Below are 23,509 nucleotides of genomic sequence, written 5' to 3' on the forward strand. Positions count from 1 at the left end.
AAAGTTAGCTAGAGCGCCCACAAAGCCAGCATTGCATGATTGAGTGGGCACCGTTGCCGTGGTACACCCAGCCAAAGGATTTGGCACATTATGGCGTCAGGAAGGGAGTCATGACACAAGGCTGGGTAATTGTCTCTGTTTCACTGCTCTACATGGGGGCATTATTTGCCATTGCCTGGTATGGCGATCGCCAGCCACGCTGGCTTCACAAATGGCGGCCTTGGATTTATAGCCTTTCCATTGCCGTTTATTGCACCTCTTGGACCTTTTTTGGCACCGTCGGCCAAGCGTCTAGTTCTCCATGGTCCTTTTTGCCGATTTACCTGGCGCCGATGTTGGTGTTTACCCTCGGATGGCGCTTTCTCGCTCGTCTCATTCTGATTGCCAAACGCGAGCATATCACGTCGATCGCTGACTTTATTGCGGCGCGATATGGCAAGTCTCAGGGACTGGCTGTGATGGTGACGCTGATCGCTGTGGTGGGGGTGCTCCCTTATATTGCGTTGCAACTACGCGGCATTGCCATGGGCCTTGACGTGCTCTCGCCGGAAATGGGGCGGAGTGTTGGCTTAGAACAAACGCAAATTGCGTGGTTGGTGTGTGTCGTTCTCGCCGTTTTTACGGTGTTATTTGGCACTCGACACATTGATAGCACCGAACATCATCGCGGTATGATGATGGCGGTGGCGTTTGAATCTGTCATTAAGCTGGTGGCTTTTCTCGGGGTTGGCGTGTTTGTTGTTGCGCTGTTATTCCAAGCACCGACGTTGCCAATAACGCTTGAAGCATCAGGCGTTATCGGTGAGCCCGATGTCGGTAGTTTAATCATTCACACCTTTTTAACGGGCGCCGCGATTATTTGTCTGCCGCGCCAGTTTCATACCATGGTGGTGGAAAACACGCGTGCAAGCGATTTGAACATGGCACGTAAAGTTTTCCCAATCTATCTACTCCTGATGCTAATTTTTGTCCTTCCCATGGCTTATGCCGGGCAAGCGTTATTGCCTGGTACACCGGCGGATGCCTATGTGATCCGCTTGCCCTTATCCGTGGGCGCGGAAGGCATGGCATTACTGGCGTTTATGGGCGGTGCCTCGGCAGCCAGTGGCATGGTGATTGTTTCTACTATTGCGCTGGCCATTATGGTCTCCAATGATCTTGTTATGCCGCTGCTGTTACGGCGTATGAAAATGGCCTCTCGCAATTTCGCGCAATTTTCTGGTTTATTACTCAACGTCCGTCGCGCGCTGATTTTCTTGATTTTGATTGCCGCCTGGGGTTTCTATCATTTGATAGAAACCGTCCCAACCTTGTCAGAAATTGGCTTTCTGTCTTTTGCTGCCATCGCGCAATTTGCACCTGCCATGGTTGGCGCCTTGTATTGGCGGCAAGGAAATAAAAAAGGGGTGTACGCTGGGCTGACAGTCGGATTTTCGCTTTGGTTGGTGACCATGATGGTCCAAACCGGGATGCTGGCAGGGGATGGGCAATCCAATATGCTTATCTGGCTGATTACGCCACCATCATTACCTCCACTCGCCGAGCTTAATATCATTGATTGGGGGTTGGCCTTTAGCGTATTGATGAATGCCGTCAGCTTTATCCTTGTGTCTTTATTAACACGACCGTCACTGAGTGAGCGCTTGCAAGCCGCCGCATTTGTCGGCATGCCATTACCCGAAAACGATGGTGCGCGCTTGTATCAAAGCCGAGTCACGGTCGCAGAGCTTGAGATGCTGGCGTCACGCTTCGTGGGGCGTCGACGCATGCGCCAGGCTTTTAGCCAATTTGCTGAGCAGCGCGGTGAGGAGTTAATGCCACAGCAACAGGCCAGCGCCCCTTTAATTCGTCATACCGAGCGGGTGCTGGCGGGCGTGTTTGGATCGTCATCCGCTCGGCTGGTGCTGTCTTCTGCACTACAAGGCCGAAATATGCAGCTGGAGGAAATTGCCACCATCGTGGATGAAGCCTCTGAGTTGTTTGATTTTTCTCGCGGTCTTTTGCAAGGCGCCATTGAGCATATCAATCAAGGGATATCGGTGGTGGATAAACAATTACGGCTAGTGGCGTGGAATCAGCGTTATATCGATATGTTCCAATTCCCACCTGGGCTTATTCAAGTCGGACGACCGGTCGCAGACTTAATCCGGTTCAATGCTCAGCGGGGATTGTGTGGGCCGGGCGATCCGGAGGATCATGTGAGCAAACGGGTGATGCACTTAACGCGGCGAAAGCCGCATACGTCCTCGCGTGTTCATCCCGACGGGCGCGTGATTGAATTGCAAGGTAACCCGATGCCGGGCGGGGGCTTTGTCATGACCTTTACCGATATCACCGCGTTCCGCGATGCCGAAGCCGCGCTCAAACAGTCAAACGAAACCTTGGAAGCGCGTGTGACTGAGCGAACCCAGGAATTGGAGCGCTTGAATAGCCGTTTAATCGACGCCACCCGTAAAGCGGAATCTGCCTCGCAGTCAAAAAGCCGTTTTTTAGCCGCAGTGAGTCACGACTTAATGCAACCGCTCAATGCGGCGCGCTTGTTTGCCTCATCACTGAGTGAAATGGCGGTCAACCGTGAAACAGAAACCGCCGCGCAGCATATCGAAAGTGCGCTCGAAAGTGCTGAGGTATTGATTGGAGACTTATTGGATATTTCTCGTCTTGAATCGGGCAAGATGAAAGCCCGGATTGAGTCCTTTCCATTGAGTGAAGTCTTTGATGCGCTTGAAGCGGAATTTGGAGTGTTAGCACATCGACAAGGCCTCCATTTTCATGTCTGCCGCAGCCGGGCCATTGTCCGCTCTGATAAAACCCTCCTTAGGCGAGTATTGCAAAACTTCTTAACCAATGCCTTTCGCTACAACCCGGACGGACGGGTGTTATTGGGCGTGCGCCGTACCGGCCATGATTATCGAATCGAGGTTTGGGATGATGGGGATGGGATCCCGTTGGCTCGCCAGCAAGATATTTTTCAAGAGTTTACTCGGATTGAGCGCCAAGGTGCAGAGCAAGGGCTGGGATTGGGGCTGGCTATCGCGAAAGGCATTAGCCAAATCTTGTCTCAACCGTTGGGACTGCAGTCATGGCCAGGCAAGGGGACTGTTTTTTCCATCACCGTTGATGGCAGTGATACCCGCGAAGTGAATGCTATTCCGAAAGGCGCCACACCAACGCTGCACAGCGCCCAGGCGTTGCAAGGATGCCGAGTATTATGTGTTGATAATGAACAAGATATTTTGACCGGAATGACCCAGCTTTTATCACGTTGGGGCTGTGATGTGCGGTGCGCGCGAGATGTTGGCGAGGCCATGCAGCAAATCAGTGAACAATGGCAACCTGAATTTGTGCTGAGTGACTATCATTTAGCCAACCAACAAACGGGCCTACAAGTATTACAGCAATGCCAACTCAAGTTGGGCGCTTGTTTTCATGGCGTAATGATCAGCGCTGACCGCAGTGCTGAAACACAACAGGCGGTAACAGGACTAGGCTTTACGTATCTGTCTAAGCCCGTGAAGCCGCTGAAGCTACGGACCCTATTACAACAGCGAGGAAAATAATGACGCCATTTGCATTCGCGCGCCTTGAAACCGATATCGGTACCGTCAAGGTCGAAGGACGATTTGATCCTATTGATGGTCATATTGAAGTCGATGAACTTGCTCACTTGGATGGCGACGGGTGGGCCGATGTGAACTATTGGCTTGCCGAACAAGCTTATGAACACAACATCGCTGTGATTATTGCCGCGATTCGACCTGCCGTGATGTCGCTGAATAGCTAGTGGCTCCCTTCGCTGGGGCTATCATCGTATCATCAATTATGACGCATTTTGTCGTCGGCTATGATGCGTCTTGGGCTTGCTGGTGTTCGGTATAAAAGGTCTTGTGCTCGATAAACGTAGCAGGTATTTGCGCAAAATAATGGCTACCCGCCATGCTCACCGCGACGCGGATTTGTGCATCATTACTCTTTGGTGCCGGCAGTGATACGAGCCAGTGGGTACCTTTATCACCGGTGGCTTGCATCGCTTGGGGCGAGGTCTGTGCCAGGCCAATACGAACACCTTCTAAAGGCAACTCACTGACTAGCTGCAACGTCAGCTGATTATCCTCGATCCCTTGTGGCTCCAGTTTGAGTTTCATATCACCATTTTCGAGCTGACAAAATCCGCTGGTATAGCGACAGTTGGAACGGACAGCAAGCGGGTAGCTTTTCCCCGGTTGGGCCGCCTTGGGCGCTTCAGACACACTGGCATCGACCGCAAAATAGGCTATCACTGCGAGCACTGGCGCGACTAGCATCGCGATAACTACATGCTTGTTGGTTAATAAACGCGTTATCGTTGACATCATGCCTCTCCTTGGCTGGACATAATTTGTCGTTTAAAAGCCCCCGAAGGGGCTTGCATAATTTAACACTGTATCAGTGTGATTGCGCATCACCCGCACCCGATGGCATGCGAACGTGTTCGACTAAGTCTTGCACCTCTTGCGGTGTTTCCTTCGTCATGCGTGACACAATGATAGCGACGACAAAGTTGCAGACTGCCCCGACTGCACCAAAGGCATTGGGTTCAATCCCTAAGATCCAGTTGCTGCCTAAGCCTTCTAAGTAGGTCCAATCAGCGACAAACAGAATCCCTTTATGTTGGAAGACATAGAACAGGGTGACACTGATCCCCGCTACCATACCCGCAATTGCGCCCTCTTTATTGATGGTTTTGGTGAAGATCCCCATCATCAGTATCGGGAATATCGATGACGCGGCCAAACCAAAGGCAAGTGCCACTGTCCCGGCCGCAAAGCCTGGTGGATTGAGCCCCAAGTATCCAGCGCCGGCAATCGCTAATGCCATGGATATCCGGCTCGCCATCAGCTCGCCTTTTTCACTGATATTCGGATTGACGACCCCCTTAATCAGGTCATGAGATATCGCGGACGATATAGCCAATAATAACCCGGCTGCGGTCGATAAAGCGGCCGCCAGGCCACCGGCGGCAATCAAGGCGATCACCCAGTTAGGCAGTTTGGCGATTTCGGGATTGGCCAGGACAATAATATCGCGGTCAACGCGTAATTCGTTGGTTGCCGAATCCGACGTGTACTGAATTTTTTGATCGCCGTTTTTATCATCAAAACCAAGTAGCCCGGTTTTTTCCCAGTTTTTGAACCAGTCTGGACGTTCGTCATAGACAAGATTGTCGCCATTAGGCAGATTCACAGTGTCCATTAAGTTCAAGCGCGCCATTGCCGCGACCGCAGGTGCTGAGGTGTACAAAATGGCGATAAAGAATAGCGCCCAACCCGCAGAAGCCCGAGCATCGCGTACCTTAGGCACGGTAAAGAAGCGGATAATGACGTGGGGTAAGCCAGCAGTACCAATCATCAGTGACATGGTGTAGGCAAACATATTGAGCGTACTGCCACGCACTGCGGTGGTGTATTCCACAAAGCCAAGTTCGGTGACTACCTGATCCAGTCGATCGAGCAGATACTGATCGGTGCCCGCCATGGTGCTACCGAGACCTAGTTGTGGGAACGGATTACCAGTCAAGTTAAGGGAAATAAAGATTGCGGGAATGGTGTAAGCTAAAATGAGTACGCAATATTGAGCAATTTGGGTGTAAGTAATGCCTTTCATCCCGCCCATCACGGAATACATAAAGACGATCACCATACCGATTAATAGCCCGGTGGAGTAATCCACTTCTAAAAAGCGACCAAATGCGACCCCAACCCCTTTCATTTGACCGATAACATACGTCACCGAGGCGATGATTAAGCAGATGACAGCGACGATACGTGCGGTTTTTGAATAAAAGCGCTCACCGACAAACTCTGGCACGGTAAACTTGCCAAACTTACGCAGGTAAGGCGCCAGCAGCAATGCAAGAAGCACGAAGCCGCCAGTCCAACCCATTAAAAACACCGAGCCGCCATAACCCATAAAGGCAATTAAGCCGGCCATTGAAATAAAGGAAGCGGCTGACATCCAGTCTGCAGCGGTGGCCATCCCGTTTGCGATGGGGTTGACCCCGCCGCCCGCGACGTAAAACTCCTTAGTGGAGCCTGCGCGTGCCCAAATTGCAATCCCGATGTAGAGTGCGAATGTGAACCCGACAACAATATAAGTAATGGTTCTTAAATCCATGTGTTTATCCTCTTACTCGTCGTCAACACCGAACTCGCGATCGAGTTTGCGCATTTGTTTGGTATACACAAAAATGATGCCGAGGAAGGTATAAATCGATCCCTGCTGAGCAAACCAGAATCCTAATTTGTAGCCGCCAATTTGAATGGTATTGAGAGCATCAACGAATAAGATCCCGCAGCCAAATGAGACCACAAACCAGACAATCAATAAGCTGATCATCAGTTTTACGTTTCTGTCCCAGTAGGCTTTTGCGTGTTCCTTGCTTTGAAACGCCATCGCCTTCTCCTTGTTTATCACGTTAATGGAATGTTACGTAATGACGATAGCAGTGGATAGGCAAAGCGACATTGCAACTTTAGTCGAGCTTGGTTGTAGGCAATCGCAGGAAAAATCAGGTGTTTTGTGAGGTAGGTTGGGCTGGCTCCGTGTGAGCCAGCCAAGGCTTTCGCCAAAGGTCTAACTTAAGTGGTAAAACTTTTGGACCCCTTCGAGTAAATTAGCCACTGCCACCGAGGCGAGAATCAGCCCCATTACGCGACTGATAATAGAAGCGCCCACATTACCAATCACTTTGTGAATCACATTAGCCCCGAGGAGTAAAGCCAAGGTCGCGAGCAGAACTAAAAACATCACTCCCGCTGTGATCGCTTGTTCAGCAATGGCATAGCGGTTGTTATCGGTGAGCATCTTGCGAGAGATAAATGGGCACGCTACCGACAGGATCGATCACGGCCCATAAGATCACGAATTGTGTAGCCAGAATACTTAGCATGGGCGCTCCATAATAGGGTCGAGGGCGCTAGCGTATCAAAGTTCTATATTGGATTGCTGCAATAAAATCACTGCTTGCGTACGATTTTTGACCCCGAGCTTACGGAAAATAGCCGTCATATGCGCTTTGATGGTGGCTTCGGAAACGGCGAGATCGTAAGCGATTTGTTTATTAAGCAGACCGTCACAGAGCATCCGCAACACCTTATACTGCTGCGGTGTCAGCGCAGCGAGTTTGCTAGATAGGCACTCGCTGTCATCCTCCTCGCCGAGATCATCAGGAAAACAAGGCGTTCCCTCGAGTACCTGGGTTAATGATTGCACCAAGGCGCGCATATCGCTGGACTTAGGGATAAAGCCAAACGCACCATGTGAATGCACTTGACGGATCACATTGCGTTCTTCGCTGGCAGAGACGACGACAATGGGCAGGTTAGGATATTGGTTGCGCAGCTCAATCAGACCGGACATGCCGTTAGCGCCGGGCATTTTGAGGTCGAGTAGGACTAAATCGACGTCAGCATCTCGTGCGAGTATTTTATGCAAGCTATCTAAGCTATCTGCTTCCAACAGGTTGGCACCGCTTATCGCCATATGCACAGATTGAAATAAGGCATTTCGAAATAGTGGATGATCATCAGCAATAACGATGGTGTGTTGCGCTTCCATAATGCGGCTATCTTTCCCTTCAGTTTCTTTCAACCTATCACCCGATGCAGGGCTTATCAATTTTGTAACAAGAGAACTAAGAGATTGATCATTCCTTGCTTTTTACTGACGGCATCAGTGCATGTTCATTGAGGTGAGCGAGAAATGCCTCAGGAGGTAAAAAGCCGGTTATACGCGCCGCTTGATCACGTTCACCCGTGGGAAGCCAAAAGTCGAGAGTCGGTAAGCCTGCCACCGCTTGGCTACGCATCAAGGCAAAATCTTCCGGACGGTTTTCACTCAGGTTCACTTTAATTCGGTGCATAGTACTAAGTGGCTTAGACACTGCCGGATCGGTAAATGTTTTTTGCGCAAACTGTTTGCATGGAATGCACCAGTCGGCGTAATAGTCGACAAAGGCGACTTGTTGATTGGTAGCGGCTTTGGCAAGTTCAGCCTCAAGTGCGGCTTGGCTATTAACGGTCACAAAGGTTGGCGCCGTGACGGTATGCGATGTTGTCGCAGGGACGGTAGCTTGTTGCGAGCGAACAATATAAAGCGCACTGGCGCCTAATGCGGCAACCAACAATCCAGCAGTCAATGCGACACGGCGACCCTGTCTCATATGTTTTCCTTTTCATGTTAATAGGATGAGTATACACACATACCATGACTTGCTTAGGAAAAGGAAATGACGACATCAAGATGTTTGCCCGCAGAGACGCACTGCCCCATCAGTGGCAGTGCGTCGCCGACGCTTAGGCGCGTTTTTTCGCGCGCCCTTGTACGGCTTTAAAACGCGGATTCGTTTTGCAAATGACAAACATGCGTCCGCGACGACGGACAACCTGGCAATCAGGGTGACGCTGGCGGGCGCTTTTCAGTGAGTTCAATACCTTCATGACGACGCCTTTTGACTGCGACCAATTTGGCCAAACTTGCGCGCAAAGTTGGCGGCGCGCCCCTCTTTATTGGCAGCGCGTTGTTTACCTGTGTACACCGGATGTGAAGCGCTCGAGATATCCAACGGGTAGTAAGGATAGGTTTTGCCATCTTGCCACTCAATGGTGCGTGATGTTTGCAAGGTTGATCCGATAATAAAATAGGCGTCAACGCTGGTGTCATGAAAAACGACAGGGCGATACTCGAGATGGATATTGGCTTGCATAATGACGCCTTATTAAAGGTTATGATATAACATAACAACTGAAAGTAGAAAAGAAAAGCCTGCCTAGTGTCTAGGTTAAAGATCTCAATTTCCGAACTTTTTGTTGTCAGTTCGCGAAAAGTGTTACTTTTTCTTACTTGAATCAACATACGCGTTACGGGGCCTGGTTAGACTTTGGCCATGGTGCTGGGCGCGTTTGCTCTCGTGTGTGAACGCGACGTAGTGGGAAAGTCTATCCAAAGTAGGAGAAAATTATGTTTTTGGTTGAGTTATTAGTGGTACTCAGCTGCATCTTAGTGGGTGCCCGTATCGGCGGCATCGGTTTAGGTGTGATGGGCGGGCTTGGACTTTTAGTGTTGAGCTTTGTGTTCGGGTTGCAACCGACGCATCCTCCGATTGATGTGTTATTAATGATCATGGCGGTAGTTGCCGCCGCCGCGACCATGCAAGCGGCAGGGGGCCTCGATTTTTTAATTAAAATTGCCAGTGGCATTCTGCGCAAAAATCCACGTCATATTACTTTTGTTGCGCCTTTAGTGACGTATGTCTTTACCATGATGGCAGGAACGGGACACGTGGCGTACTCGGTGTTGCCAGTTATTGCCGAAGTGAGCCGCAAAAGCGGGATTCGTCCTGCCCGCCCTCTCGGTATGGCGGTGATTGCCTCACAGTTTGCGATTGTGGCCAGCCCGATTGCCGCTGCTGTGGTTGCATGTGTCGCCTTTTTAGAGCCTCAAGGCATCACACTGACAGATGTTCTATCAGTGACCATTCCTAGCACCTTTATCGGTTTGGCGCTGGCGTGTGTGATCGTGAATAAACTGGGCAAAGAGCTTAAAGACGATCCTGAATATCAACGTCGTCTGCAAGATCCCGCGTTTCGTCAGGAAATGGAAGCTGACCTCGCGGTCGAAGATATCGAAGTCACCCCTGAGGCGAAAAAATCGGTCGCATTGTTCTTATTCGGTGCGTTAGCCGTGGTCATTATGGGGGCTTTCCCTGCTTTGCGTCCGGCATTTGATGGTGAGCCAATGGGCATGGCCCACACCATTGAAATCGTTATGTTGTCGGTTGCTGCGTTAATTATTCTGACTTGTAAACCAGACGGTAATGCGATTAGCCAAGGCTCAGTATTCCATGCTGGGATGCGTGCCATCGTTGCTATCTTTGGTATTGCTTGGTTAGGGGATACCTTGGTTGCTGGCCATCTAGATATGGTCAAAGACGCGGTATCTGGCTTGGTTGAAGTGGCGCCCTGGACATTTGCTTTTGCCTTATTTGCCCTATCAGTGATGGTGAATAGTCAAGGTGCAACGACGGCGGTGCTTGTTCCAGTAGCGATTTCGCTTGGCTTACCCCCTTCGATGATCATTGCCACCTTTGTTGCGGTAAATGGTTATTTCTTCGTCCCGAATTATGGTCCGATTATCGCTTCAATTGATTTTGACCGCACCGGTACTACGCGGATTGGTAAGTATGTGTTCAACCATAGCTTTATGTTGCCAGGCTTGCTGAGCATGGTCTTTAGTATTGCATGTGGTTTGTTGATTACCCAGGTGTTGTAGCGGCTGTTTCACCGGCATGAAAAAGGGCGCTATAAGCGCCCTTTGTTGTTTTATGGTTGTTGTGATTTTGACCGGCTAAGCGTTAAAGCGTTTACCGCGGTATTTGGGGTGCATGAGGTTCTCAACGGAGAAAATCTCATCAAGCTCAGACTCTGTCATCAAACCACGCTCGAGTATCACCTCTTTAACACTTTTACCGGTTTCAGCACAAATCTTGCCGACAATATCGCCTTCGTGATGACCGATAAAGGGGTTGAGATAGGTGATAATCCCAATCGAGTTATGCACGTAGTGCTCGCACACTTCTTGGTTGACGGTAATGCCGCTGACGCATTTTTCGCCGAGGTTACGGCAGCCGTTTGCTAATATCGAGATCGATTCAAACAGCGCTTGACCAATCACCGGCTCCATGACGTTGAGTTGCAATTGGCCGGCTTCGGCAGCAAAGGTGATGGTAGTGTCGTTCCCCATGACTCGATAACAAACCTGATTGACTACTTCAGGGATCACCGGGTTGACCTTGGCAGGCATGATGGATGAACCGGCTTGCATTTCAGGCAAGTTAATTTCATTCAGTCCTGCACGAGGGCCAGAAGAAAGTAGGCGTAAATCATTACAGATCTTCGATAGTTTCACCGCCAGGCGTTTTAGCGCGCCATGCACCATGACATAGGACCCACAGTCTGAGGTGGCTTCAATCAAATCTTCTGCCGGGATACAAGGTAAACCAGTAATCTCTGCAAGGCGTTTCACCGCCAGTTGCTGGTAACCTTCTGCAGCATTCAACTTCGTCCCGATCGCGGTAGCGCCTAAGTTCACTTCTAAAAGTAGGGCCGCCGTATATTTGATGTTTTTAATCTCTTCACGCAGCAGTACAGAGAAGGCTTTGAACTCTTGCCCCACTGTCATTGGCACCGCATCTTGCAGCTGGGTACGGCCCATTTTTATGACATGAGCGTACGTGTCTGCTTTGACATCGAATTCTTTTTGTAAGTAATCAATCGCATCCATCAGTTTGAGAATGCTGTTATATACCGCAATTCGAAATCCGGTTGGATACGCACAGTTAGTGGATTGGCTCTTGTTGACGTGATCGTTAGGGTTAATCACATCATAATCGCCTTTCTCGTGCCCCATCAGTTCAAGCGCAAGATTGGCAATTACCTCGTTGGCGTTCATGTTCACCGAGGTGCCCGCGCCGCCTTGAAAGACATCCGAGGGGAACTGATCCATGCATTTGCCGGTTTCCAACATCTGGTCACAGGCTTTGATGATGTAATCACCGACGTCAGCAGGGATCACGCCAAGTTCTTGGTTGGCCATTGCGGCGGCCTTTTTGGTATAAACCATGCCGCGTACGAAATCTGGGATATCAGAAATACGGGTGCTTGAAATAGTGAAGTTCTCAATCGCGCGCAAGGTATGAATGCCATAATACGCATCTGCAGGCACCGCTCGTTGGCCGAGTAAGTCCTCTTCCAAGCGGGTGGCAGTGGTTTGCGTAGGGGTATCATTGGGGGTAATAATCGTCTGAGACATGCGTTGGCCTTAACATCAAGTTATTATAATGATTAAAACGTCGCCACAAATATTGCTGTAGAATCCATTCCTCAGAGATTTTGGCTGGATGTATCGTCTATTACATCGTTTCAACCCATATTACAGCACATGATGCGGTTGAAATGGCTGACTTCCGTCACAGCTGTAACATGATGACTAAACAAAATGCGCTTTCTTGCGCTGGGATTCAAGCAGTAAATACAGGATCCCGGTTCGGCTTTTGCCTTATTTTGATGTTAGGATGAAACGTCAATTTTTAGCGCGAGGTGAACCGTGTTTCCAGTCTTACTACTGCTATTTATTCTGGTCCCAGTGATCGAAATTGGCCTATTTATTCAGGTCGGCGGCTGGCTGGGCTTGTGGCCGACCTTGGCGTTGGWTCTGATCACGGCATTTGTCGGTGCGTCTTTGGTCCGTAATCAGGGGTTGATGACGCTGGCCTCGGTGCAGGACAGACTCAATCGCGGTGAGTTACCGGCGCAGCAAATCCTTGAAGGCGTGATGCTTGCGGTAGCAGGTGTCTTGCTGTTGACGCCAGGCTTTATGACCGATGCGATGGGGATGTTGGTGCTGCTACCAGCACCGCGTGCGGCGCTCGCCAAACAAGTGATGAAACGGGTCACTGTGTCTCAAGCGGGCTTTGGCCAAGGCGGCTTCCACCAAGGAGGTAATACGCAAGGCCCCTTTGGTGACGATCCTTTTCGTCGTGGCGGGCGCGATGACGATGGCAACACCTTTGAAGGTGAGTACGAGCGTAAAGACGATGACGACGATGACAATCATCGCCTAAGATAACGTTTACGTTGTAAAAAACATCGACAAAAATGGCCGCACACTGCGGCCATTTTTAGTTTTTTGCGGACCTTATGGGCCTATTGCACTATTGTCGTTTATTCAGCGAGTGTCGTTTATTCAGCAAGCTCAGGGCGTTGGCGATATTGGTCGAGTGATGCTGGGTTATCCAGTGCGCTTAACTGTGCCACGTCTTGGCCATGGACCACATCGCGCACCGCCAGCTCGGCCAGTTTCCCTGACTTGGTGCGCGGAATATCGCTCACCTCGGCAATCACGGCGGGAACATGACGTGGTGTGCACTGGGTGCGGATGGTTTTTTTGATGGCTTGCTTGAGTGGCTCATCCAGTGTCACGTCGGCGGCGAGTTTGACGAACAGCACCACGCGGACATCATTTTGCCATTGCTGGCCGATGACTACTGAATCGATGATCTCGCTAAGCTGGTTAACATGGCGATAGATTTCCGCCGTACCAATTCGCACCCCGCCTGGGTTTAATACCGCGTCAGACCGACCATAAAACACCATGCCACCTTGTGCGGTCAGGCGCACATAGTCACCATGGAACCAGATGTCATCAATCTTGCTCCAGTAGGCATTGTGATAGCGACTGCCATCGGTATCGTGCCAAAAGCCAACCGGCTGGTTGGGGAAGCTATTACAACACACCAGTTCCCCTTTCTGCTCTTCAACCGCTTGGCCTTGGGCGTTAAACACTTGTACATCGAGCGCCAAGCCGCGCTTTTGGCTTTCACCGCGATAAACCGGTGATAGTGGGCTGCCAAGAACAAAACAGCCACAAATGTCGGTGCCACCCGCAATCGAGCTTAATTGCAGATCAGGCTTTATTTTTTGATAGACATAATCAAACTGTTCGGGCGCAAGTACCGAGCCGGTCGAACATAGGACGCGTAGTGACGTCAGCGAGTAATCATCTTTCGGCGCCACACCTTGTTTTTTCAATGCCTCTAAGTATTTGGCTGCGGTGCCAAAAAGGGTGAGCCGGTGCCGCTCGGCCAGTCGCCAAAGTACCCCCGCATCGGGATAAAACGGCGAGCCATCATAGAGCACCAAGGTCGCGCCGCTTGCTAAAGCGCTGACTTGCCAATTCCACATCATCCRGCCGCAGGTGGTGAAATAGAAAAAGCGATCGCCGGGGCGCACATCCGAATGGAGCTGATGCTCTTTCAAATGATTGAGCAATATCCCCCCTACAGAATGAATAATGCACTTGGGCTTACCCGTGGTGCCGGAAGAGTAAAGCACAAAGAGTGGGGCATTGAACGCCACGCGGGTAAAGCGAAGCGGCGGCACGTCCTTGACTAATAAGTCCTGCCAGTTATCCACGCCAGCAGGTAAAGAAGGTCGAACGCCATCAAAAGGGATCACCACTAGGCGTTCAATGGCCGGTACGTTACCCACCACCTGCTGTGCTTTATTCAGGCAGTCATAGGTTTTGCCGTTATAGTGGTAATGATCGGTGGTAAACAGCACTTTGGGCTCGGTTTGGCCAAAACGGTCTAACACACTGTCGACGCCAAAGTCCGGTGAGGTTGAGGTCCAAATCGCGCCCAGAGCCGCGGTGGCAAGCATTGCAATCACGGTTTCAGGCAGATTAGGTAAATAGCCAGCAACCACATCGCCCGGCTGAACGCCTTGCATATCTAGGTAGTGACGGATGGCCGCGACCTGATCGACGAGCTCACGCCAAGTGAGGGTTCGTGCTACCTCATGCTCACCGCTAAAAATCATCGCCGGTTGGTCGGCATATTGCTCTGCGTGCTTGAGCAGGTTTTCGGCATAGTTCAGACGTGCGGTGGGAAACCAGTGGCTATCTCGATTGGGGTGCTCGGGATCGATATCGCACACTCTCTCGCCCGGATCGCCGATCACGCCGGCAAATTGCCATAACTGTTGCCAAAAATCGCCGCTTTGACGTACTGACCATGCGTAAAGATCGTCATAACCGCTTAGCTGGGTGTCGTGAGTCTGATTCACGGCACGGATAAACGCAGCGAGTAACGTGTGGGTTTGACGTTCCTTATCCGGCGCCCACAACAATCCGTCTTTCATGTCCTCTCCTTAGCCCTTATCAGGGTGTGCCTGTATAAATGCATCCAACGTTTGGCATTGTGATTCAATGCGTGTCAGGGTTGGGTATGCCGTTAAATCAAACGCAAATCGGCGTGCATTAAACAGCTGCGCGACCAAACAAATATCGGCCAAATTGGGCGCTTCTCCGCCGATAAAGGAGCTGTCTAATCCTTGTAGTTTGGCTTCCAAGCCATCGAACCCTTGTTTTAGCCAATGGTGATACCAAGTGATTTTGTCATCATCACTGTGGCCAAAGGGGCCGGTTAAGTATTGCAGAACTCGCAAGTTATTGAGTGGATGCACATCACAGGCAATATCGAGTGCCAGAGAGCGGCACTGGGCTTTTTGCACTGGATCACCGGGGAGCAGTTTGACCTGTGGATAGCGCTCATCGAGGTATTCGATAATGGCGAGCGATTGGCTCAAGGTGACATCGCTATCGACCAAGGTAGGCACTAAACCGGCGGGGTTGAGCGAACGATAGGCGTCACTGTGCTGATGTTTATCCAGAAGGGACACGGTTTCTCGTTGGTAGCTGAGGCCTTTAAGGCCAAGGGCGATGCGGACGCGGTAGGCCGCGGTCGACTTACTGTAATCATAAAGCAGCATACAAGCTCCTAGACGGCGTCAACGTCAAGCGCGCCCAGAGGCACCGGGCGCGCATCAAGGTTACTCTGCGATGTAACGGGTCACAGTTTGCTCAATGGCGCCGAAAATAGACGCATCTTGGCTGTCGCGCATATCGATAGTGACGCTATCGCCAAAGGTCATAAACGGGGTTTTTGCCTCGCCTTGGTCGATAATTTCCAGCATGCGCTTTTCGGCTAAGCAGCAAGAGCCTTTACTGCGATCGGTATTGGACACCGTGCCGGAGCCAATAATGGTCCCGGCACTGACATGACGGCTTTTCGCTACATGGGCGACCAGTTCGGCAAAATCAAAGGTCATATCGACACCGGCTTCGGGCGAGCCAAACCAGTCGCCGTTCAGAGTGACATGCATCGGCAAGTGGACTTTATGGTCGCGCCAGTGATCGCCAAGCTCATCGGGGGTAACCGCCACCGGCGAAAAAGCAGAGGCGGGCTTGGATTGGAAAAAACCGAACCCTTTGGCAAGCTCGCCGGGGATCAGGTTGCGCAGAGAAACATCGTTGACCAGCATCAGTAATTTAATGTGTTGGCCGGCTTTCTCAGCGCTTAGGTGCATGGGCACATCATCGGTGACGACGGCTAGCTCGGCTTCAAAATCACAGCCCCATGCATCATCCACTAATTCAATCTCATCACGCGGACCAAGAAAGCCATCAGACATGCCTTGATACATCAAAGGATCGGTCCAAAAACTCTCAGGCATTTTTGCACCGCGTGCTTTGCGCACCAGTTCAACGTGGTTAACGTAGGCGCTACCATCCGCCCACTGAAAGGCGCGGGGCAGCGGTGAATCGCAGACACTTGGGTCAAAGGCAAAAGACTCACTGACTTGGTTGTCGTTAAGCGCGTCATAGCGCTGAGTCAGTTTGGGCGCAAGGGTCGTCCAATTATCGAGTGCCGCTTGTAGTGTGGGCGCAATATCGTCGGCGTGGACGGCGCGAGTAAGGTCGCGAGAGACCAAAATCAATTTGCCATCACGTCCGTGTTTGAGTGAAGCCAGTTTCATTGCTTTCTCCTTCGCTATTCTGCGTCACTTGGCGTGCGCCAAGAGTAGACATAATCGGTCAGTTCGGTGGCTTTCGCCGCGTCGCCCATATCAAGTGGCATGCGGGTATCGATCATCACCGCCACTTCATCGGTCTCTTTTTTCTGATGCTTTTTGCCCGCGGCAAAGGCTTTTGGGTGAGGTCCATGTGGGAAGCCACAAGGGTGTAAGGTCACCATACCGGCATCAATGTTATCGCGGCTGAAAAAGTCACCTTGGTGATAGAAAAGCACTTCATCATAGTCATCGTTATTGTGGTAAAAAGGCACCTTCAGTGCGCCAGGATCCGACTCGATCGGGCGGGGGACAAAGGTACAAATCACAAAACCTTGCGCGACAAAGGTGGTGTGCGCGGATGGCGGCAAGTGATAACGATGGCTCATTAGTGGGCGGATATCTCGCCAGTTAAGCCGGAATACGGTGAGGTTGCCCTTCCAGCCTACGGCATCGAGTGGGTTATAAGGATAAGTGACACGGTTGAGCTGTTGGCGCGATTTGATCATCACCTGCCAGCTTTCGCTATCGGATTGCTGGGCTTTAAAGCTATCGTCAATACGTGCATGTTCTAGCACCGCGGGGTCAAACACCGCATGCTCGCCGACAATGCCTCGTTCGGCGCTCATGTAGGAGCCATGTGTCGCTTCAATCATCAGCAAAGTAGTGGCCTCATCCGGCACCAGTCGCCAGCTGGTGGCACGAGGAATAATCAAGTAATCGCCTTTGCTGTAGCGCAAGTGGCCGTAATCGCAATACAGCGAGCCTTCGCCCTGATGGACGAATAAGCAATCGTCGCCATCGCTGTTGCGCACCAGATAAGACATGGCGGTATCGGTGCGCCATAAGCGAACCTGAACATTGGCATTGGATAACAGCACAGGGGCATCCATTGGCGACGTGCCTTGCGTTTCAACTCGGTTGGTGTCAAAAGCATGCGGTCGCAATGGGCCTTCCCACTCACTCCAGCCCGTCGGGGGATGGCGGTGATACATATGGCTGGCCGGGCCAAAAAAGCCTTCCTTGCCACATTCGCGCTCGTAGGTTCCTTCGGGAAAGTCGCAGTGGGCTTGACGTGAGGCGTCCCCTTCACGAATGGGGAATGAAAACCACTTTCGCATATCTCGCTCCTTGTGCTGGGCGGCCGTGGTCACCGGTACGGCCAAATAGTTTCAAAAGAAACAATCTATCCGTTTATACTAGCGAGCAGACAAGATAAAAAGCAACGTGCTGTTAACAAATATTTTACCTTGTCTGTTCAGTATTTTTGCCGCCTAAAAACCGTAAGTGTAAACAAAGCACTACCTTTGCATCTTATCGACGCCTCTCGTAAAGTAAGGTATATGATTTCAATTGAAACTAACTGATATGACCGTTCCGCACCTAGCCCTTGACAGTTTTTTGCCCTACAAATTAGTTCACACCGCAGAGCTGGTTGCCGATAGTCTTGCGGCACGTTATGAAGCAGAGTTTGGATTGTCGCGTCCAGAATGGCGCGTGCTGGCCTCTTTGGGCGCACGGGATGGCGTGATGGCGAAAGATTTAGCCGCAGAAACGCGGTTGGATAAAGTGAGAGTGTCGCGCTTGCTTACCCGTTTAGAGCAGCATCAGTTGGTAGAGCGACGCGCGTGTCAAGGTGATCAGCGCGCCGCGTTAGTCCATTTGACCGACAAAGGCCGCACCCATTATCAGACTATTGTCCCCAAGGTGTTGGAGTGGGAAAAAGCCATGCTCGAGGGACTCAGTGCGGCGCAGTATCAAGCGCTTTATCAGGCGTTAGATGCGTTGCAGCACCGCGTTCATGAGCTGGATCAAGCTGGTAGTGAAGACGCGAGCGTCTGACGGCGCAGCACCACGGCATACAGGTACGCCATAATACCGGCGAGTAGATTGGCAACAGCGATTCCCGCAAACAGGCCATGGGTGCCGTTGACCATGCCGCCCAGCCATGCACAAGGCACCAAGAAGACAAACAAACGCACTAGGTTGCAGGCGAACGAATGCAGCGAACGCTTCATGGCATTCAGACCGCCGACCAATAACATCAAGGTGCCTTGTAAGCCGTAACTGGCCGGGACCACCATCAAATAGTGGGCAATTTCTTGTTGAACCCGCACATCGTCACTGAACACATCCGCAATCAGATCGATAAAAGGCCACAGCGATAAGTACAAGGCAAATTGGAACAAGATGGCAAAGCGCATCGCACTGAACAGCGCCTGAAAGGCCCGCTGATGGTATTGCGCGCCAAAGTTTTGCGACATTAAGGGCGTAAGCGAAGACGTCATTGCCATCATCACTATCAATAAAATCGCTTCAATCCGTTGCGCAGCGCCATAGGCGGCAACGCTTTCTGTGCCTTGTGAGGCGAGCATCATCATTAATATGGCAGCTGCTGCAGGGTTGAGCGCATTGGTCATTCCAGCAGGCATGCCAATTTTAAGAATTTGACTCACATCGGTGCCGATCTGTTGCCATTGCGGCGCAATCAGTAGCTGCTCTCGTCGAGTGAGTACGATAAGTGCAGCGAGCATGGCACCGGCCCAGCTCAAGGCACTGGCGATAGCGGCACCTTGCACGCCTAGTTCAGGGAAAGGGCCTAAACCAAAAATTAGCAAGGGGTCGAGAACGCCATTAATCAGCCCAGAGACCATCATGATTTTGGCTGGGGTTTTGGTATCACCTGTGGCACGAATGGCGGCATTACCTGCCATCGGTACCACCAATAAAGGAATCGTGAGGTACCATATCTGCATATATTCATGGATCAGTGGAAGTAAATCTTTACTGGCGCCTAATGCAGAAAAAACGGGAACAATGGTGGCAGCACCCAACCAGCCAACTAACATCACGAGCAACAAGGCCAATAATAATCCATGGGTTGATACACGCGCCGCATCTTGGTGATCCCCTTGGCCGAGTAAACGTCCGACAAGTGCTGCAATACCGACTCCTAACCCGAGAGTGACGGAGTTCACCGCAAAGGTGATAGGAAAGGTAAAACTCACCGCTGCCAACGCCTCTGTCCCTAGTTGCGAGATAAAAAAGGTATCGACCACGTTGAACATGATGATCGCAAACAGGCCGAACACCATCGGAATCGTCATTTTGCGCAAGGTTTGATTAATTGGAGCAGAAAGCAACCCGTGTTTATCGTTCATAGTCTCTGATCGCTGAGTTGGGACGGCTTACCCTAGCGGATCCGCATAAGGTGAGAAAGTTACGTGTCTAAAAAAAACAAAAAAATTGCTGTAAAGCCCTTGGGAAAGAAAAAGTCCGTCCCCACATAGAAAGAGACATCAGGTACCGGACGCATGTACGGCCTGTGTGCATACTTACTTCATCAAACGGAACATCATTACTAATTCAGGAGACGACCGATGAACATTCGTCCACTACATGATCGCGTTATCGTTGAGCGCCAAGAAGCTGAGTCTAAATCAGCGGGCGGCATCGTGTTAACTGGTTCTGCTGCAGAAAAATCTACCCGCGGTAAAGTACTGGCGGTAGGTAAAGGCCGTATTCTTGAAAACGGCAGTGTGCAGCCGTTGGACGTTCAAGTAGGTGACACTGTTATCTTCTCTGAAGGCTTTGGTACCAAAACCGAAAAGATCGAGGGTCAAGAGGTTTTGATCTTGTCTGAAAGCGACATTATGGCAATCGTTGAGTAATTCATTTCACCTCCAATCAATAACGTAAGAAAGGAATAAAAACATGGCTGCTAAAGACGTTAAATTTAGTGACGACGCACGTGCGAAAATGCTCGAAGGTGTGAATGTTCTGGCGGATGCCGTTCGCGTCACCCTGGGCCCTAAAGGCCGTAACGTAGTGCTCGACAAATCATTCGGTGCACCAACCATCACTAAAGATGGTGTTTCTGTTGCGCGTGAAATTGAGCTGGAAGACAAATTCCAGAACATGGGCGCGCAAATGGTGAAAGAAGTCGCTTCACAAGCCAATGATGCGGCGGGTGACGGCACGACCACAGCGACCGTATTGGCGCAGTCTATTATTAGCGAAGGCCTAAAAGCAGTTGCTGCGGGCATGAACCCAATGGATCTAAAACGTGGTATCGACAAAGCTGTCGTTGCCGCGGTCGAAGAGCTGAAAAATCTGTCTGCACCTTGCAGTAGCAACAATGCCATTGAGCAAGTGGGGACTATCTCGGCAAACTCTGACCACACTGTTGGTAAGCTTATCGCACAAGCAATGGACAAAGTGGGTCTTGACGGCGTGATCACTGTTGAAGAAGGGCAGTCACTGCAAGACGAACTGAGCGTTGTCGAAGGCATGCAGTTCGATCGTGGTTACTTGTCTCCGTACTTCATCAACAACCAAGAAGCCGGTAATGTTGAACTGGATAACCCATTTATCCTACTGATCGACAAAAAAGTCTCTAACATTCGCGAACTACTGCCAACCCTTGAAGCGGTTTCAAAAGCGTCTCGTCCGCTGCTGATCATTGCAGAAGATCTTGAAGGTGAAGCGCTGGCCACCTTGGTGGTAAACAATATGCGCGGCATTGTCAAAGTGGCAGCAGTGAAAGCACCTGGTTTCGGTGATCGTCGTAAGGCGATGCTACAAGACATCGCGACCCTGACTGCAGGTACTGTCGTGTCTGAAGAGATCGGTATGGATCTTGAGAAAGTGACACTAGAAGACCTTGGCCAAGCCAAGCGTGTCACCATTACTAAAGACAACACCACAATTGTTGATGGTATTGGTGAAGAAGCGGCGATCGAAGGTCGTGTTGCTCAAATTCGTCAACAAATCGAAGACGCGACGTCTGACTACGACAAAGAAAAACTGCAAGAGCGCGTTGCCAAACTGGCTGGCGGTGTTGCGGTAATCAAAGTCGGTGCGGCGACTGAAGTTGAGATGAAAGAGAAGAAAGACCGCGTTGAAGATGCTCTGCACGCGACTCGTGCGGCAGTGGAAGAAGGCGTGGTTGCCGGTGGTGGCGTTGCGCTTATCCGTGCCGCAAGCAAAGTTGGCGAGCTGAAAGGCGATAACGAAGAGCAAAACGTCGGTATCCGTGTGGCACTGCGCGCCATGGAAGCGCCTATTCGTCAAATCGCGACTAACGCGGGTGACGAAGATTCAGTGGTTGCGAACAATGTGAAAGCAGGTGACGGTAACTATGGTTACAACGCCGCAACCGGTGAATACGGTGACATGATTGAAATGGGTATCCTGGATCCAACCAAAGTGACGCGTAGTGCGCTTCAGTTTGCGGCATCCGTGGCTGGCCTGATGATCACCACCGAAGCCATGATTACTGATCTGCCACAAAAAGATGGCGGCGCTGATATGGGTGCTGCTGGAATGGGCGGTATGGGAGGAATGGGCGGCATGATGTAATCTGCCTTTCCTCCTTAAAGAAAAAACCCAGCTTCGGCTGGGTTTTTTCGTTCTCGGGCTGACGCCAATAACGCGACTCAGTGCGAAGACGCAGATGAAAAAATATTCATCACTGCTACACCCGAGACAATTAGTACCATGCCGATAATCGCCGCTGTATCGAGTTTTTGGTCAAAGACAAGCCAGCCAATTAAAGCAATCAATGTTACGCCCGCGCCGGCCCATATCGCATAGGCGATGCCTACAGGAATTGCGCGCAAAGTGAGGGCGAGTAGATAGAAAGAGAAACTGTATCCCACCACGACTAACACCGAAGGGACGAGCTTTGAAAAGCCGTCGCTGTTTTTGAGTGACGCCGTTGCAATCACTTCTGCCACAATCGCAAACCCCAGAAAAAGCCAGTGCTTCATATCGATGACTCCCAAGTGAGAAACAGGCCGACTACGCTACCAGCCCCTTTTCATGATGTATGCCTCATTTTTTCTAGAGAAAGGTGAAAATTTCGACTATGTTAATAAATCCAAACAAAAGCAAGCCTTGCCTGAACGTTAAAATAGACAAAAAAAGCTACCTAGTATGTTTTTTGTGCGGGTGAGTTTTTTTTTGCAAAAAGGGGTTGCGGTAAAAACTGAGATCTCTATACTGCGCTTCCTGTCGACGGGGCAACGAGACGCAAGTCACGAAATGCCAACCACGAATCGACACGCTCTTTAACAATTTGACCTATGCAATCTGTGTGGGCACTCGTTGAGAATAGACAAAAAGATTTATTCGATGAACTGAGTGACCAATACGAAACAACGTTTACGNAGGGGTTGCGGTAAAAACTGAGATCTCTATACTGCGCTTCCTGTCGACGGGGCAACGAGACGCAAGTCACGAAATGCCAACCACGAATCGACACGCTCTTTAACAATTTGACCTATGCAATCTGTGTGGGCACTCGTTGAGAATAGACAAAAAGATTTATTCGATGAACTGAGTGACCAATACGAAACAACGTTTACGTTGTTCGGCACAGTCAATTCGTTTGTCTCGCAAGAGAYGAACAAAACAGTATTTATCGAGCCGTTTGTCTTTTCTTAGGAAAAGCAAACACCAAAACTTTAATTGAAGAGTTTGATCATGGCTCAGATTGAACGCTGGCGGCAGGCCTAACACATGCAAGTCGAGCGGAAACGGCAGTATTGAAGCTTCGGTGGATTTACTGGACGTCGAGCGGCGGACGGGTGAGTAACGGCTGGNGAACAAAACAGTATTTATCGAGCCGTTTGTCTTTTCTTWGGAAAAGCAAACACCAAAACTTTAATTGAAGAGTTTGATCATGGCTCAGATTGAACGCTGGCGGCAGGCCTAACACATGCAAGTCGAGCGGAAACGGCAGTATTGAAGCTTYGGTGGATTTACTGGACGTCGAGCGGCGGACGGGTGAGTAACGGCTGGGAACCTGCCCTGAYGAGGGGGATAACCGTTGGAAACGACGGCTAATACCGCATAATGTCTACGGACCAAAGGTGGCCTCTACATGTAAGCTATCGCGTTGGGATGGGCCCAGTTAGGATTAGCTAGTTGGTAAGGTAATGGCTTACCAAGGCRACGATCCTTAGCTGGTTTGAGAGGATGATCAGCCACACTGGGACTGAGACACGGCCCAGACTCCTACGGGAGGCAGCAGTGGGGAATATTGCACAATGGGGGAGACC

General features: G+C 50.7%; 21 protein-coding genes, 1 rRNA gene and 1 pseudogene. 8 read left to right on the plus strand and 15 right to left on the minus strand.

Translation table 11 applies throughout. The annotated features are described in order from the left end of the window. Window positions 1-110: 110 nt before the first annotated feature. Both BZG77_RS08600 and BZG77_RS08605 read left to right on the plus strand, forming a co-directional pair. A complete protein-coding gene (locus tag BZG77_RS08600; protein ID WP_077646935.1) occupies window positions 111-3,560 on the plus strand; it encodes a PAS domain-containing hybrid sensor histidine kinase/response regulator in 3,450 nt (1,149 codons plus the stop codon). Next, on the plus strand, window positions 3,560-3,784 hold the full coding sequence (locus tag BZG77_RS08605) for a hypothetical protein (protein WP_077646936.1): 225 nt from the start codon (window positions 3,560-3,562) through the stop codon (window positions 3,782-3,784). The genes BZG77_RS08600 and BZG77_RS08605 overlap by 1 nt, the downstream gene beginning before the upstream one ends. A gap of 58 nt (window positions 3,785-3,842) precedes the next feature. Here the strand turns inward: BZG77_RS08605 and BZG77_RS08610 are convergent, their stop codons facing one another. The 8 genes and pseudogenes from BZG77_RS08610 to BZG77_RS08645 all read right to left on the minus strand — a co-directional run bounded on the left by BZG77_RS08610 (window position 3,843) and on the right by BZG77_RS08645 (window position 8,743). Then, window positions 3,843-4,355, minus strand: coding sequence for a hypothetical protein (locus BZG77_RS08610; RefSeq protein ID WP_241844135.1), 513 nt, complete (start codon window positions 4,353-4,355; stop codon window positions 3,843-3,845). A gap of 70 nt (window positions 4,356-4,425) precedes the next feature. Beyond that, complete coding sequence (locus tag BZG77_RS08615; RefSeq protein ID WP_077646938.1) at window positions 4,426-6,153, minus strand: sodium:solute symporter family protein; 1,728 nt, start codon at window positions 6,151-6,153, stop codon at window positions 4,426-4,428. A 12-nt stretch (window positions 6,154-6,165) separates the two neighbouring features. After that, window positions 6,166-6,432, minus strand: coding sequence for a DUF4212 domain-containing protein (locus BZG77_RS08620; RefSeq protein WP_021024098.1), 267 nt, complete (start codon window positions 6,430-6,432; stop codon window positions 6,166-6,168). Between the two features lie 180 nt (window positions 6,433-6,612). Then, a pseudogene (locus BZG77_RS08625) lies at window positions 6,613-6,882 on the minus strand (MarC family protein); the annotation flags it as partial. 81 nt (window positions 6,883-6,963) lie between these two features. Next, window positions 6,964-7,596: a response regulator gene (locus BZG77_RS08630; RefSeq protein WP_077646939.1), complete on the minus strand. Its 633-nt coding sequence runs from the start codon at window positions 7,594-7,596 to the stop codon at window positions 6,964-6,966. An 88-nt stretch (window positions 7,597-7,684) separates the two neighbouring features. Further along, window positions 7,685-8,200: a thioredoxin fold domain-containing protein gene (locus tag BZG77_RS08635; protein ID WP_077646940.1), complete on the minus strand. Its 516-nt coding sequence runs from the start codon at window positions 8,198-8,200 to the stop codon at window positions 7,685-7,687. Between the two features lie 133 nt (window positions 8,201-8,333). Continuing rightward, window positions 8,334-8,477 (minus strand): type B 50S ribosomal protein L36, encoded by a 144-nt coding sequence (gene ykgO, locus BZG77_RS08640; protein ID WP_021024094.1) that lies wholly within the window; start codon window positions 8,475-8,477, stop codon window positions 8,334-8,336. Further along, the gene (locus BZG77_RS08645) at window positions 8,474-8,743 is read right to left on the minus strand and encodes a type B 50S ribosomal protein L31 (protein ID WP_077646941.1); all 270 of its coding nucleotides are present in this window, start codon (window positions 8,741-8,743) and stop codon (window positions 8,474-8,476) included. Before BZG77_RS08645 ends, ykgO begins: the two co-directional genes overlap by 4 nt. Before the next feature lie 254 nt (window positions 8,744-8,997). Between BZG77_RS08645 and BZG77_RS08650 the strand changes: the two genes are divergently transcribed. Continuing rightward, a complete protein-coding gene (locus BZG77_RS08650; RefSeq protein ID WP_077646942.1) occupies window positions 8,998-10,308 on the plus strand; it encodes an anaerobic C4-dicarboxylate transporter family protein in 1,311 nt (436 codons plus the stop codon). A 75-nt stretch (window positions 10,309-10,383) separates the two neighbouring features. Here BZG77_RS08650 and aspA read toward each other — a convergent pair whose 3' ends face one another. After that, complete coding sequence (gene aspA / locus BZG77_RS08655; RefSeq protein WP_394329758.1) at window positions 10,384-11,835, minus strand: aspartate ammonia-lyase; 1,452 nt, start codon at window positions 11,833-11,835, stop codon at window positions 10,384-10,386. A gap of 306 nt (window positions 11,836-12,141) precedes the next feature. Between aspA and BZG77_RS08660 the strand changes: the two genes are divergently transcribed. Further along, complete coding sequence (locus tag BZG77_RS08660; RefSeq protein WP_077646943.1) at window positions 12,142-12,663, plus strand: FxsA family protein; 522 nt, start codon at window positions 12,142-12,144, stop codon at window positions 12,661-12,663. 113 nt (window positions 12,664-12,776) lie between these two features. Here BZG77_RS08660 and BZG77_RS08665 read toward each other — a convergent pair whose 3' ends face one another. From BZG77_RS08665 to BZG77_RS08680, 4 genes are read right to left on the minus strand one after another with little or no spacing between them, the layout of a single operon-like run. Beyond that, window positions 12,777-14,735 carry an acetoacetate--CoA ligase gene (locus tag BZG77_RS08665; RefSeq protein ID WP_077646944.1) on the minus strand — a complete coding sequence of 653 codons (1,959 nt, stop codon included), beginning with the start codon at window positions 14,733-14,735 and terminating at the stop codon, window positions 12,777-12,779. Window positions 14,736-14,744: 9 nt separating this feature from the next. After that, window positions 14,745-15,365 (minus strand): maleylacetoacetate isomerase, encoded by a 621-nt coding sequence (maiA, locus tag BZG77_RS08670; RefSeq protein WP_077646945.1) that lies wholly within the window; start codon window positions 15,363-15,365, stop codon window positions 14,745-14,747. A gap of 60 nt (window positions 15,366-15,425) precedes the next feature. Continuing rightward, window positions 15,426-16,412, minus strand: coding sequence for a fumarylacetoacetate hydrolase family protein (locus BZG77_RS08675; RefSeq protein WP_077646946.1), 987 nt, complete (start codon window positions 16,410-16,412; stop codon window positions 15,426-15,428). A gap of 14 nt (window positions 16,413-16,426) precedes the next feature. Then, window positions 16,427-17,566 carry a homogentisate 1,2-dioxygenase gene (locus BZG77_RS08680; RefSeq protein ID WP_074214047.1) on the minus strand — a complete coding sequence of 380 codons (1,140 nt, stop codon included), beginning with the start codon at window positions 17,564-17,566 and terminating at the stop codon, window positions 16,427-16,429. A gap of 247 nt (window positions 17,567-17,813) precedes the next feature. On the opposite strand from BZG77_RS08680, the gene BZG77_RS08685 reads away from it, so the two are divergent. Continuing rightward, on the plus strand, window positions 17,814-18,287 hold the full coding sequence (locus tag BZG77_RS08685) for a MarR family winged helix-turn-helix transcriptional regulator (RefSeq protein ID WP_077646947.1): 474 nt from the start codon (window positions 17,814-17,816) through the stop codon (window positions 18,285-18,287). Here BZG77_RS08685 and BZG77_RS08690 read toward each other — a convergent pair. Beyond that, window positions 18,257-19,606: an MATE family efflux transporter gene (locus tag BZG77_RS08690; protein ID WP_077646948.1), complete on the minus strand. Its 1,350-nt coding sequence runs from the start codon at window positions 19,604-19,606 to the stop codon at window positions 18,257-18,259. The genes BZG77_RS08685 and BZG77_RS08690 overlap by 31 nt on opposite strands. 219 nt (window positions 19,607-19,825) lie before the next feature. Between BZG77_RS08690 and BZG77_RS08695 the strand changes: the two genes are divergently transcribed. Further along, window positions 19,826-20,116 (plus strand): co-chaperone GroES, encoded by a 291-nt coding sequence (locus BZG77_RS08695; RefSeq protein WP_021024083.1) that lies wholly within the window; start codon window positions 19,826-19,828, stop codon window positions 20,114-20,116. A gap of 43 nt (window positions 20,117-20,159) precedes the next feature. Next, on the plus strand, window positions 20,160-21,806 hold the full coding sequence (gene groL / locus BZG77_RS08700) for a chaperonin GroEL (RefSeq protein WP_077646949.1): 1,647 nt from the start codon (window positions 20,160-20,162) through the stop codon (window positions 21,804-21,806). Window positions 21,807-21,883: 77 nt separating this feature from the next. Here groL and BZG77_RS08705 read toward each other — a convergent pair whose 3' ends face one another. Beyond that, window positions 21,884-22,216: an SMR family transporter gene (locus tag BZG77_RS08705; RefSeq protein WP_077646950.1), complete on the minus strand. Its 333-nt coding sequence runs from the start codon at window positions 22,214-22,216 to the stop codon at window positions 21,884-21,886. A gap of 896 nt (window positions 22,217-23,112) precedes the next feature. On the opposite strand from BZG77_RS08705, the gene BZG77_RS08710 reads away from it, so the two are divergent. Then, window positions 23,113-23,509, plus strand: a 16S ribosomal RNA gene (locus tag BZG77_RS08710); the annotation flags it as partial.

This window comes from Salinivibrio sp. IB643, from assembly GCF_001996105.1.
Taxonomy (GTDB): domain Bacteria; phylum Pseudomonadota; class Gammaproteobacteria; order Enterobacterales; family Vibrionaceae; genus Salinivibrio; species Salinivibrio costicola.